Raw genomic sequence first — 13,691 nt, 5'->3', positions numbered from 1 at the left:
ACAGAAGAAGCAGCAACAAGAGAAGCAAGTACAGAAGAAGTAGCAACAAAAGAAGCAAGTACAGAAGAAGCAACAACAAAAGAAGTAGCAACAAAAGAAGCTGACACAGAAGAAGTAACAACAAAAGAAGCTGACACAGAAGAAGCTAACACAGAAGAAGCAACAAAAGAAGAAAATTATAAAGACCTAGAAAAGCAAAACCGATCAGTAAATATTGATGCAAATAGTTCAGTTAATGACAAAGTTAGTTATACTAAACAAACTTTAGATGAATTAAATGTAGATGAAAAAAATGCAGCTAATATTGAAAAAATGGTTGCAAATAATAGTGATTTAAAAGGCTTATCAGAAGATGAGTTAAATAATGAAATTTTGAAAGCAGCGTTAGCTAATGACACAAATAAGAATGATTATGGTATTCAGGCATTATCAGCAACTGAGCCACTAGCAACTAATGTAAGAACAACTTCTAATACTGCAAGTCCTTTATCAAAACTTAGAAAATTAGCGGCAGTTTCAACTGGCCAAAATGTTAATGACAAGGTTCATTTTTCAAATATTGATATAGAGATTGATCCACCAAATATTAATAAAAATACTGGACAAGAGGAGTTTTGGGCGACTTCAGGGGCTGTATTAAAGTTGAAAGCGGATTATACAGTTGATGATGATGTGCATGAAGGAGATACATTTACTTTCCAATATGGAAATTATTACCGTCCCGGTTCAGTACGTTTACCTTCTACAGAACAGAAATTGTACAATGCTAATGGCAATTTAATTGCGAAAGGTATATATAATAGTGCTACAAATTCTACTACTTATACATTTACAAACTATGTAGATCAGTATGATAATATCAAAGGAAGTTTCGAACAAGTTACATTTTCTAAACGCGAAAATGCTAATACTGATAAAGCTACGTATCCGATGGATGTTACACTAGGTAATGATAAATATTCAGAAAATATTACTGTAGATTATGGTAATAAAAAAGGAAATACACTAGTTGCAGGTACAAATTATATTGATCCTGATACATTAGCACGACATATGACTGTATATGTCAATCAACCTAAGAATAATTTCAAAAAAGAAGTGTTAGTAAGTCAATTAACAGGCTATAAATTCGATCCTAATGCAAATAATTTTAAAATCTATGAAGTGACAAATCAAAATCAGTTTGCTGATAGTTTCACTCCAGTAACTTCAGGTCTTAAAGATGTTACAAATAATTTTAAGGTGACTTATAGTAATAATAATACGACAGCAACTTTAACTTTATTAGATGGAACGACAGCTAGCAATAAACAATATATCATCCAACAAGTTGCTAATCCAGATAGTGAATCATCTGCTACTAATGGCAGAATTGATTATACATTACAAACCGATGTACAAAATTATACTCATAGAAATTCATATTCACTTGCTCAAGGTTCATCAACTGCAGAGGGAGATTTAAAGAGATATTCATTAGGTGACTATGTCTGGGAAGATACAAATAAAGATGGCATTCAAGATTCAAGTGAAAAAGGTATTCAGGGAGTTTATGTTACTTTAAAAGATAGTAATGGAAACGAATTAGATCGTACAACAACTGATGCTAATGGTAAATATTAATTTAATAATTTACAAAATGGCGATTATACTGTTGAATTCACAACTCCTAAAGGTTATACACCAACTAAGGTTGATACGGGTAATAATGATGCAACAGATTCTGATGGTTTAATTGCTAAAGGAACAATTAATGGTGCTGATAACTGGACATTAGATAGTGGCTTCTATAAAACTCCAAAATATAGTTTAGGTGACTATGTATGGAAAGACACTAACAAAGATGGTGTTCAAGATTCTGATGAAAAAGGTATTCCAGGCGTAACAGTTACATTAAAAGATGGTAATGGTAACGTATTAAAAACAACAACAACAGATGAAAATGGTAAGTATCGCTTTGATGATTTAGATAGTGGAGACTATATTGTACATTTTGAAAAGCCTGAAGGATTAACTCAAACAACTACAAACTCAGGTAGTGATGATGAAAAAGATGCTGATGGTGAAGAAGTACGTGTAACAATTACTGATCATGATGACTTCAGTATTGATAATGGATACTTCGATGATGATAGCGATGCGGATGCCGACGCGGATGCGGACAGTGATGCAGATGCCGACGCGGATGCCGACGCCGACGCAGATAGTGACGCCGACGCGGATGCCGACGCGGACGCCGATGCGGATGCCGACGCGGATGCGGACAGTGATGCCGATGCTGACGCGGATGCGGACAGTGATGCCGATGCTGACGCGGACAGTGATGCCGACGCGGATGCTGATGCTGATGCGGATGCTGATGCAGATGCCGACGCAGATGCTGACGCGGATGCCGACGCGGATGCAGATGCAGATGCCGATGCTGACGCGGATGCGGACAGTGATGCGGATGCGGACTGTGATACGGATGCCGACGCCGATGCCGACGCCGACGCGGATGCCGACGCAGATGCGGATGCTGATGCCGATGCGGATGCAGATAGTGACGCAGACGCAGATAGCGATGCAGACGCAGACAGTGACGCGGATGCAGATAGCGATGCCGATGCAGATAGTGACGCAGATGCAGACAGCGATGCCGACGCAGACAGTGACGCAGATGCAGATAGTGATGCCGATGCAGACAGTGATGCCGACGCAGATAGCGATGCCGATGCAGACAGTGATGCCGATGCAGATAGTGATGCCGACGCAGATAGTGACGCAGATGCAGATAGTGATGCCGACGCAGATAGTGACGCAGATGCAGATAGTGACGCAGACGCTGACAGTGATGCCGACGCAGATAGCGATGCCGATGCAGACAGTGACGCAGATGCAGATAGCGATGCCGACGCAGATAGTGATGCCGACGCTGACAGTGATGCCGACGCAGATAGCGATGCAGACGCAGACAGCGATGCCGATGCAGACAGTGATGCCGATGCAGATAGTGACGCAGACGCAGATAGCGATGCCGATGCAGATAGTGACGCAGATGCAGATAGTGACGCAGACGCAGATAAAGATAATCATGGCAAAGCAGATAAATCAAATAGCAAAGAATTGCCTGATACTGGTAATGAAAATCAAACTAATGGCACATTATTTGGTTCATTATTCGCTGCACTTGGTGGATTATTCTTAGTGGGCAGACGTCGTAAAAACAAAAATAATGAAGAAAAATAATAGGTAGACTTCATATTTACACAATGAAATTTAAAACCAGGCCTTCTATGGCCTGGTTTTATTTTAAATACTATGATATAAATTAATGGAAATAGGATAAATATTTATAAATAAGGAGGAAACTATGGATTTTGAATATAAATTAGAAAATTTATTAACCGAAGTAAATAATAAAAGCGAAATTAATAATTATGTTTTTATAAGTTTGGGTAAACCTAACATCAAAGCCCAAGTTAAATTAATCAAAAAAACTAATTATCTTAAGCAAGATATTTCGAAATTAGCACTTAAATTTAAAAAGAAGACAGGTCAGTTTCCAGAGTGGATTAAATTAGATATTGTTACGTCAACAGAAAAAGTTCTATTTAAAGAATTAAAAAAAGAATTGATTAATACAAGACGTAATTATGTGGATTTTGGTATAGCGTTTGATAGTCAATGGAATCTAGCAGTGTTACCTGAAGAAATTAATGCAAATGCTTTTGTTCGACCAGATAATTCTACTAAAGAATTATTTCTTTCTGAAAAAAATATTAATAATTATTTACGTAAATATACGACTAACAAAAAGGCATTTTCTAGTGAATTTTATAATGAAAAAGAAGTTGTTAAATTTTATACACAAGGTTTCTTCATAGGTAATGAGAAAGTATATGAACTATACAGCAATGGTTATAGAAAAGGTTTAAGAAAAGTAGATCATTTAGAGAATGAAATTGATCAATTAATTGAAAGTAGCACTAATTTTTTACAGAATATGTTGTTAGATAATGGTAAGTATATTTATGGATATTTCCCACATTTTGATAATGAAATTGGATTTTATAATATTTTAAGACATTCATCTTCTACATATGCGTTAATAGAAGGATTAGCCTATTTAGGCAAAAGTTTACAACCTGTTGAAAAGGCAATTGATTATGTTATTTCAAATCAATTACTTGAAGTTGAAGATAAAGCATATATCTATGATGATACGGAAGATGCTAATGAAATTAAATTAGGACAAAATGCTTCATTTATATTCGCTATATGTGAATATTTAAAATATGAGAATAATCCTAAATATCTTGAAGCTGCTCAAAAAGTGGCGAACGGTATTCTTTCAATGATTGATGAAGATACCTATGAAACGACGCACTTATTGAATTATCCTGATTTAAGCGTAAAAGAGAAATTCAGAATTATTTATTATGATGGAGAAGCTGCGCTTGCTTTGTTGAGACTATATCAAAGAGATAATAATAAAGTATGGTTGAAAACTGTAGAAAATTTAATGGATCGTTTCATTGAGAAGAAATATTGGCAATATCATGATCATTGGTTAGGTTATTGTACAAATGAATTAATTCAAATTAATCCTCAAGAAAAATATTTTGAATTTGGTATAAACAATGTGAATACGTATCTAGATTATATTAAAAATCGTGAAACTACTTTCCCAACATTCTTGGAAATGTTAATGGCTACTTATAGATTAGTTCAAAAAGCCAAAGAAACTGGTTTTGGGGAATTAGTAAATCATTTGATAGATGAGGAATATTTAAAAGAAGTTATTGATATTAGAGCAGATTATCAAAGAGTTGGATTCTTTTACCCTGAAACTGCAATGTACTTTAAAAATCCATCTAGAATTTTAGGAAGTTTCTTTATTAAACACCATGGTTATCGTGTCCGTATTGATGATATTGAGCATTATCTATCAGGGTATGTACAGTACCAAAAGGCATTCAAAGGGTAGGTAGTGATTATGCTAACAATTGGAAATATTTATCATATTATAGGTGGAGAGTTAAAGGATACTCATAATAGCGAAACAAATGAAATAGATGATTTTGAGACAATCTATAAATTTGTAAAAAACAAAAAGACTGCGTATTTTTCTCCAAATAAAGAAATTGCTTTAATTATAACCAAAGATAATATTGCCAATAAACAAGAAATACTTAATTTTCATTTATTCAAACCCTTGTGATAACGCTTACAAAAAATATGGTAAAATATCGTAGTAAAGTAATTTTTCTTACAAAGGGTGGGGGCTGAAATGAAGAAATACAGATACTTTATTATTACGATGATCATTATTATGACAATGATTAATTACATTGACAGGGGCGCGATTTCATACGCACAAAAGGATATTATCAGTGAATATGGCTTTGATACTATCGCTTGGGGTAAAATTCTAGGCTACTTTGGTTATGGCTATATGCTTGGATCACTGATTGGTGGATTAACAGCTGATAAGAAGGGGCCAAAGTTTGTTTGGATTATCGCTGGTACGGCATGGTCTATAGCTGAAATGGGAATGGCATATGCTGGAGAATTAGGTATGGCAATTTTCGGAGGTTCAGCGTTAGTAGGATTTGGATTGCTTAGAGTACTATTTGGTGTTGCAGAGGGCCCGGTATTCTCAATTATTAGTAAGACAAATGCGAACTGGGCTGCGCCTAAAGAACGTGGATTATTATCAGCACTTGGACTTATAGGCGTGCCGCTTGGTGCATTAATTACTGCTCCGATTGTTTCTGGTTTCTTGACGATTGCGAGCTGGAGATTATTATTCATGATTTTAGGTGCATTAGGCTTAGTATGGGTAGTCATTTGGGCATTTGTATTTACTGATTATCCCGAAGATAATAAGCGTGTTTCCGAAGCAGAATTGAAAGAAATTCGTTCAACGGAAGATAGTTTAAATGTAGAAAAGACAGTTGAAACGGAAGATACTAAGGATGAAAAGTGGTACCATTTCTTTAAAAGTCCGACATTGGTTGGTAATATGTTTGGGTATTTTGGTTTCCAATATGTTAACTTTTTAATTTTAACTTGGACACCAAAGTATCTACAAGATGAGTATCATTTTGAAATTCATTCACTTTGGTATTTAGGTATGGTGCCGTGGATTGGAGCATGTTTCACGATTTATTTTGGCGGTCATATATCTGACTGGTTACGTCATAAAACGGGGAATTTACGTATCGCACGTTCATATTTTGCGATCGCTGGCATGATTTGTGCAGCAATTTGTTTCTTAATCATTCCATTTACACATAGTATCGTCGCAATTATGCTTCTAATGATGATAGGAAATGCCTTCATTTTCTTACCTAATGGTGTGTACTGGTCTGTAATTATCGATACTGCACCGAATAAGACAGGTACTTATGGTGGTATAACACACTTCTTTGTTAACTCAGCGACTGTTATCGCACCGACATTAACAGGGTACCTCGTCGCAAGTTATGGTTACACTTCTATGTTTGTGTCAGCGGTTATAGCATCACTAATCAGTGTTGTAGCTATGTGCTTTGTTAAACCAGGTGAAAAGAAAATGGCTAAGCAATAATATATAAACATAAAACATGGCAGTTATCACACTCGAACGTGTGGCAACTGCCATGTTTGTTTATATACGTCAATTATTTTCTATATTTTAATTTCGCGAATGCATCATGTTGGTGGATAGATTCTTCATTACGACATTCAATATCAAAGCCCTCTATCCAATCAAATTCTACTAAGTCAGCAGCAATTAGACGAATTAAATCTTCGACGAAACGTGGATTTTCATAAGCACGTTCTGTCACACGCTTCTCATCCGGACGTTTTAAGATAGGGTATAATATTGAACTTGCATTTGCTTCCATAGCATCTAAAATTCGCTCTTTATAATCGTCTAGCACTTGATTATTTTTATCTAAATAAACTTTAACTGTAACTACGCCACGTTGGTTATGGGCTGAATATTCACTGATTTCTTTAGAACATGGGCATAGTGTTGTTACAGTTGCTTCAATTGTAATTTCTTTACGTGTAATTTGGTCTTGTTCGATGGCTAATCCGTAAGTGACATCGGCATTGCCTACTGCTTTAATGTTCGTTACTGGACTGAAGCGGTCAAAGAACCATTTACCCGAAACATCAACACCTGCTGAATTCTGTTTCATATTCGTCTGTAATGTACGTAATACCTGATAAAGTGTATCGAAATTCAACTCTAAACCATTGTTATAATGTTTTTCGACACTTTCAAGAATACGGCTCATGTTAATGCCTTTTTCATCTTTATTTAAGCTCGTTGAGAAGCTAAAGCGCCCCGCTGTTTGGAAGCGATCGATGTTCACAGGATAAATTAAGTTTTTAATACCGACTTCTTCAATTTCAAATAAGAAATTTTTATGTGTGCTTTGTAAGTCAGTCATTTCATTTTTAGTTGTTGGTTTAGTACCTTCGATTGGGTCAACTGAGCCAAAGTGTTTCCAACGACCCTCACGTGTAGATAAATCAAATTCAGTCATTGTTTACCTCCCCTTAAGATTCAAAGTGATATGTCCAATATGGTTCGACGTCTAAGAAACTTTGCGTTTCGCCACCGACTTCTGGACTCGCTAATTGTTTTAAAAATGGACCAGTTTGAGATGCATGTGCTTCGAAAGCTTTCAATTTTAAATCTCGATATGCACGAATGTCATTTAATATATCTGGTTCGCCTAGTATGTCTGGTGCATCATTACTAAACGCTACAAGTTGTAATCGTGGTCGTTCATCCTTAGGCATACGTCCTACGGTTCTTACTACAGCCTCGGCTGTTGCTTCATGATCGGGATGTACGGCAAATTTAGGATAGAAAGAAATAATCACTGATGGATTGGTTTCTTCAATCAAATTTTGTACCATGTCATCCATTTGCTCATGAGGCTCAAATTCAACTGTTTTATCACGTAACCCCATTTTACGTAAATCAGTGATACCAATGATTTTCATGGCTTCTTCTAATTCACGCTCGCGAATATCAGGTAGTGATTCTCTAGTTGCAAAAGGAGGATTACCTAAATTACGTCCCATTTGTCCTAATGTTAGGCATGCGTAAGTGACAGGTATGCCCTTATCGATATAACTGGCAATCGTTCCAGCTGATGAGAAGGTCTCATCATCAGGGTGTGGAAATATCATTAACACGTGTCTTTCATCTTTCATGAATAAACCTCCTCTATACTGTAAATGGCTTTTCACTGATTTCGATTGTGGCAGCCAATTGTCCTTCGTAGTTAAATCCTGCGATTAAAAATTCATTGTTGTCATTGATTTCATAATGCGTTAGCCCTTGAACGTAAACCCAACCACCATCGCGGAGTTTTAGACCAACTCTATAAGGGTCTTTCTCTCCACCTTTAAGTTGTGCATGTTCATACGTGACTTGTATATTCCTTAAAAACGTTCCCGCATTAAAGACACGTTGATCGAAATGGTTCGCATACGCACCATTAGTCGTTTCAACGTGTAGGTATACAGGTTTATTTTCGAATGATGTTAATAATTGTTGTACTTCTTCAGCGTTAATGGGTTCCAACACTTTCACTCCTTGCAACCATACAATATGTTTATCTATTTATTTTACTAAAAAGATGTGACTAATTGTACATCTCTGCTCAATTTATTTAGAAAAAATGGTAATTATACCCTTAAATAGTTGAATTACTGTAAGGGCTTTTATAAAAAATAAGATAAAGGTTTGATGAAGTTATATCGTTTAAAAAGATAGAAGACGGGTAGACTAATAAATGTGAAAGACAAAACTAAGAACTGAAGATATATGACTTTAGTAACGAAAGGATGTTTGCATTGGAATTACAATTAGCAATCGATTTATTAAATAAAGAGGAAGCAGCAGAGTTAGCTAAAAAAGTTGAGGAATATGTAGATATCGTAGAAATTGGTACACCAATTGTTATCAATGAAGGTTTACCGGCAGTTCAACATTTAAATGAAAATATTAATAATGCTAAAGTGTTAGCAGACCTTAAAATTATGGATGCAGCAGACTACGAAGTAAGCCAAGCTATTAAATTTGGTGCAGATGTAGTTACCATCTTAGGTGTAGCTGAAGACGCTTCAATCAAAGCAGCAGTTGAAGAAGCACATAAACATGACAAACAATTATTAGTTGATATGATTGCAGTTCAAGATTTAGAAAAACGTGCGAAAGAATTAGATGAAATGGGTGCTGACTATATTGCAGTACACACGGGTTATGACTTACAAGCTGAAGGTCAATCTCCATTAGATAGCTTACGCACTGTTAAATCTGTAATTAAGAATTCTAAAGTTGCAGTAGCTGGCGGTATTAAACCAGAAACAATTAAAGACATCGTAGCTGAAAACCCTGATTTAGTTATTGTTGGTGGCGGTATCGCTAATGCAGATGACCCTGTTGAAGCAGCAAAACAATGTCGTGAAGCGATTGAAGGTAAATAAGCATGTCTCAATTTACAAATTATAAATTAATTCTTGAAGAATTAGATCGTACATTATCACACGTACAAGATGAACAGTATGATCGCTTTGCCAATGATGTGAATGGTGCGCAAAGAATATTCACTGCCGGTAAAGGGCGTTCAGGTTTTATGGCGAATAGTTTCGCAATGCGATTGAACCAATTAGGTAAAGACGCATTTGTCGTAGGTGAATCAACAACGCCATCTATTAGAGAACATGACTTGTTTGTGATTTTGTCTGGGTCAGGTTCAACTGAGCATTTACGTTTATTAGCTGAAAAGGCACAATCAGTAGGTGCTAAAGTTGTATTATTAACAACAAACCCTGATTCTCCGATTGGCGAATTAGCGGAAACAGTTATTGAATTACCTGCAGGTACAAAATATGATGTTGAAGGTTCTGAACAACCGCTAGGCAGTTTATTTGAACAATCCTCATTATTATTCTTAGATAGTGTTGTATTAGGATTGATGGAAACCTTTAATATTAATGAAGAAGAAATGCAAAATAATCATGCTAATTTAGAATAAATAAATATTTGAGGACTGGGATATTAAAAAATGTCTCAGTCCTATTTTTATATAAATAGGAATATTAAAAAGAGTTTAGAAATTTAGCTACAAATGCATGTAACAAGTATATATAATAAATAGTATATTATGTATATATTTAAATATTAATTTTAATATCAACTATGTAAAATACTTATAAAAATTAGTTTTAATTAACTGAAGAATGAAATGAATTTAATGTGATTTTTAACAATAGATAATGAATCATTATTAAAGGCGATAGGATGAGGGATATGGTATATAATAAAAAGTTGATTGAACAGTTATTAGAAGGATATTGGTATCGAAAACCCCAAGATGGATGGTATGTAGATAATATTGATATTAATAAACAACAAATAAAGAATTATAGTCATGATGGCTATAAAACACTATTTATAGCGATAGATTCAGAGACTTGGCACAGAGGTTCTGGAAATACTGGAATTTATGCAGGTTGGAATGATACACATCAAAATTTGAAAGAATATGAGACGTATATGAGTGGTGTTATTGCACGCCATCCTATTGAAGATTTAAATGAGAATATTCCGCAATTCATCATGAATGATACATATAGTGCGATACGTAAGTTAGGGCAATTTTCTTACGAAGTATTTAAGGGGAAAACGATTGAAATTACTGGAACAGCAGGTAAATCTACTTGTAAATCTTTATTAAAAGAGTTATTGAGTGAAAATAATTCTGTTAATGCGACAAGAGGTAATCATAACACTAGAACTGGAGTTCCTCTAACTATTGCAAATGCTATAAATCAACCAGACTATTTAGTATTAGAAGTTGCAGTGTCAAGTTTATGGATGAGAAATGGTGGTATTGCTAAGACATTCGTTCCAGATATTGCAATGATTACATCGATTGATGGTGGACAGGAGAAAAATGCTCATGAAATAGCAGTATTAAAATCAAAAATTGCTGAAGGAATGAACCATTTAGGGAATGTAGTGGTTAATCGAGATATGAATGAGTATGAAACTGTTGTTCAAACAGTAAAACAATACAATAAAAATATTATTACTTATGGTTTTAATAAGGATTCAGATGCTTATGTAATAAGATATGAAGAATTTAAATTCCATTCACACGTAGATGCTTATATTATAGGAGAAAACATATCATTCGATACACAATTGTCAGGAGAAGCAATGATTCAAAACATTGTAGGTGCATTAACAATCATTAAACTGTTAGGAATATCTTGTCAAAGTGTACTTTCTCGTTTAGAACAATATAAGCCAAATATGGGGGTACAGAATTTTGAGGAATATACCACAAAGAGTGGCGATAATTTTACATTAATTAACGATGCTTGGAATGCTATGGGAATCTCTATGCTTGAAGGTATTCGAGTATTGAAAAAAAAGTCTAAATTTTACAAAGGTAAAACGATAGCGGTATTAGGACGAATTATAGGATTGGATCCACAAGAAGCCAAAAGACAGCATGAACTTATAGCCGATGAACTCATTAAAGCAAATATTGACATTGTATTTGGTCATGGTAAAGAAATGAAATATGCTATGAAAAAATTACCTAAAGAAATTATTGGAGGTTATTATGAAAATGCAGATCAATTAGCAATTGAAGTTGCTAATATCATTCAGAATGATGACTTAGTTTTAATTAAAGGTTCTGTTAGAAATAGTGATTTTAAGAATGTTAAGAGTAAAATTATTTCATATACAACAAAAGGAGTACAGTTTAAGTTAACAGATACAATACCTAGTAATGGTTATGGTGTTGCTACATATAATGTTAAGTCAGGAATAAAAGTTGCAAGTATCGGTAAACAAGATGTAGTTCAAAATCAAGGAATTGGCGGAATATTGTTAATTAATCATATCTTGGATTTAATCTTTGCCAATCAACTAGAGTTGCATCAAACTTATAAGCCCGATAGACAAGCAATTAGAGAAAGTGTCAATTCTAGAGCGATTCCCTTGAAGCAAAATGATGAAATTACTTTAAATGATTTATTGTCTGCTGCAATTGTTACATCTTCTCCTAATGCAATTTTGATGTTGGCAAATACTGTTAAAGGTTCGAATAAAGAAAGTTTAGAAGTAATTAAAAAGTCTGCACAAATGATTGGTGCTCATTCAGAAAGTGCGCTTAATATTACTGGTAGACGTATTAAAGGTAAACGTCAGCATTTAACGCTAGAGGATTTATATTTAGCAAGTAAATTACTCTTTAATAAATATCCATTCATTAAAGATATTTTATCAAGAAATAATTATGTATTTAAAAATAAACTTTATAAATCAGAATCAAATTTATTTAGTTATGGAATTGCTTCTCATGGGATTTTTTATGGACAAGAACATTCAATAGGAGCAATATTATCAAAAATCGATGGTGAAGAATATATAACTGTAGTTATTGGGGCGCGAGATGCGTTCCACCGAGATGCATTGATTTACAATTCCATTATGCAAGTTACTCAAAATGAACTACAACCTTCAGAAAGTGTAACAATTAGTGAAAATCGTAATACACCATATACCATCAATATCATAGGTGACACATATTTCGGAGAATTTTATACAGAAAGACGTCGACGTAAAGGTATTGATGACGCCTTAACATTGAAAAATCGACATTACAGTTTTGATGGTATTCGTGACATTTTAGAAAAAGGAGATTTTAATGTTTGTAATTTCGAAGCAGCAATTTCCGACGATAAAAATGATTATCTGAAACAAAGAAAGCCATTTGTTTTAAATGCTTCTGAAGTACATACAGTTGAAACACTAAAAAAAGAAAATATACAATTAGCTACGTTAGCCAATAATCATTTAATGGATTGTGGTGTAGAAGGGTTAGAACGTACAGTGAATCATTTTAATTTAAATGGAATTTCAACAATTGGTGCAGCTATAAATCAGAATGAAGCAGAGAAGCCATTTAATATTATAGTTAACAATCAAAATTATGCGATATTTAATGCATATTGGTATAGACGACCAATGCATCGTGAATATGATTTTTATGCAATAGGTAATGAACCTGGAGTAGCATGTTTAAATCCCTTCTTATATGAAAAAATTCGTGAAATGAAAGATAGTGGATCCAAAGTGATTGTTATCGCACATTGGGGTGTCGATTTCGGGAGTGTTCATGCTAAACAACGAGAATATGCAAAAATGTTGCAACAGGCTGGGGTAGACCTAATTATTGGCCACGGCGCACATATGATGCAAAAAATTGAATATATAAATGATACGACTGTAGTGTATAGTATTGGTAATGGTGTATTTAATAGTAATGGGGAATATGACCAAAGATATGTACCACCATATAGTTTTATAGCACAATTAATTATAAGTTCTAATAATCAATTGAAACTAAAGCTATATCCGATTTATGGGAATAATCTAGAAACGTTCTGGCAACCACGCTTTCTTACTGAATTAGAATTTAATCATTGTAGAAAAATGTTGGAGCAATATAGTGGAAAGCTAGATATCATTAATGGTCGAGATGATCATTTTTACTTTGAAGTACCATTAAAAATTAATTAAATTAACTTTTAAATTTTATTAACCTTCCTTATGTAATTTTGGAAGGTTTTTTATAGTGTGATTTATAGCGCAATACAAATTTTCATTTAAA

General features: G+C 34.2%; 10 protein-coding genes and 2 pseudogenes. 9 read left to right on the top strand and 3 right to left on the bottom strand.

The annotated features are described in order from the left end of the window. Positions 1-312: 312 nt before the first annotated feature. From KA828_RS13395 to KA828_RS06460, 6 genes and pseudogenes are all read left to right on the top strand, one after another. Positions 313-1,416 (top strand): annotated as a pseudogene (locus KA828_RS13395) (fibrinogen-binding adhesin SdrG C-terminal domain-containing protein); the annotation flags it as partial. Positions 1,417-1,470: 54 nt separating this feature from the next. Continuing rightward, positions 1,471-2,622, top strand: a pseudogene (locus KA828_RS13390) (SdrD B-like domain-containing protein); the annotation flags it as partial. Positions 2,623-3,105: 483 nt separating this feature from the next. Further along, positions 3,106-3,228, top strand: a complete 123-nt coding sequence (locus KA828_RS13295) for an LPXTG cell wall anchor domain-containing protein (RefSeq protein ID WP_083324134.1) — start codon at positions 3,106-3,108, stop codon at positions 3,226-3,228. Positions 3,229-3,352: 124 nt separating this feature from the next. Further along, positions 3,353-4,969 carry a poly(glycerol-phosphate) alpha-glucosyltransferase gene (locus KA828_RS06470; protein WP_210125784.1) on the top strand — a complete coding sequence of 539 codons (1,617 nt, stop codon included), beginning with the start codon at positions 3,353-3,355 and terminating at the stop codon, positions 4,967-4,969. A 9-nt stretch (positions 4,970-4,978) separates the two neighbouring features. Further along, the gene (locus KA828_RS06465; RefSeq protein ID WP_210125782.1) at positions 4,979-5,203 is read left to right on the top strand and encodes a hypothetical protein; all 225 of its coding nucleotides are present in this window, start codon (positions 4,979-4,981) and stop codon (positions 5,201-5,203) included. A gap of 69 nt (positions 5,204-5,272) precedes the next feature. Further along, positions 5,273-6,574 carry an MFS transporter gene (locus tag KA828_RS06460; protein ID WP_107630099.1) on the top strand — a complete coding sequence of 434 codons (1,302 nt, stop codon included), beginning with the start codon at positions 5,273-5,275 and terminating at the stop codon, positions 6,572-6,574. Positions 6,575-6,647: 73 nt separating this feature from the next. Here the strand turns inward: KA828_RS06460 and folE2 are convergent, their stop codons facing one another. The 3 genes from folE2 to KA828_RS06445 are packed head-to-tail and all read right to left on the bottom strand — an operon-like array spanning position 6,648 to position 8,581. Beyond that, the gene (folE2, locus tag KA828_RS06455; protein ID WP_053031353.1) at positions 6,648-7,526 is read right to left on the bottom strand and encodes a GTP cyclohydrolase FolE2; all 879 of its coding nucleotides are present in this window, start codon (positions 7,524-7,526) and stop codon (positions 6,648-6,650) included. A 13-nt stretch (positions 7,527-7,539) separates the two neighbouring features. Then, complete coding sequence (gene bshB2 / locus KA828_RS06450) at positions 7,540-8,205, bottom strand: bacillithiol biosynthesis deacetylase BshB2 (RefSeq protein WP_204194332.1); 666 nt, start codon at positions 8,203-8,205, stop codon at positions 7,540-7,542. A 13-nt stretch (positions 8,206-8,218) separates the two neighbouring features. Next, complete coding sequence (locus KA828_RS06445; protein WP_174841478.1) at positions 8,219-8,581, bottom strand: YojF family protein; 363 nt, start codon at positions 8,579-8,581, stop codon at positions 8,219-8,221. Between the two features lie 269 nt (positions 8,582-8,850). Here KA828_RS06445 and hxlA point away from each other — a divergent pair, with 269 nt between their 5' ends. From hxlA to KA828_RS06430, 3 genes are all read left to right on the top strand, one after another. Next, positions 8,851-9,483, top strand: coding sequence for a 3-hexulose-6-phosphate synthase (hxlA, locus tag KA828_RS06440; protein ID WP_053031358.1), 633 nt, complete (start codon positions 8,851-8,853; stop codon positions 9,481-9,483). A 2-nt stretch (positions 9,484-9,485) separates the two neighbouring features. Beyond that, positions 9,486-10,034, top strand: coding sequence for a 6-phospho-3-hexuloisomerase (gene hxlB, locus KA828_RS06435; protein WP_053031360.1), 549 nt, complete (start codon positions 9,486-9,488; stop codon positions 10,032-10,034). A gap of 275 nt (positions 10,035-10,309) precedes the next feature. Beyond that, positions 10,310-13,600: a CapA family protein gene (locus KA828_RS06430; RefSeq protein ID WP_204193990.1), complete on the top strand. Its 3,291-nt coding sequence runs from the start codon at positions 10,310-10,312 to the stop codon at positions 13,598-13,600. Positions 13,601-13,691: the final 91 nt, after the last annotated feature.

Origin of the sequence: Staphylococcus sp. GDY8P85P (assembly GCF_017892405.1) — a bacterium.
GTDB lineage: Bacteria > Bacillota > Bacilli > Staphylococcales > Staphylococcaceae > Staphylococcus > Staphylococcus borealis.
This window is presented reverse-complemented; position numbering and strand designations above follow the sequence as displayed.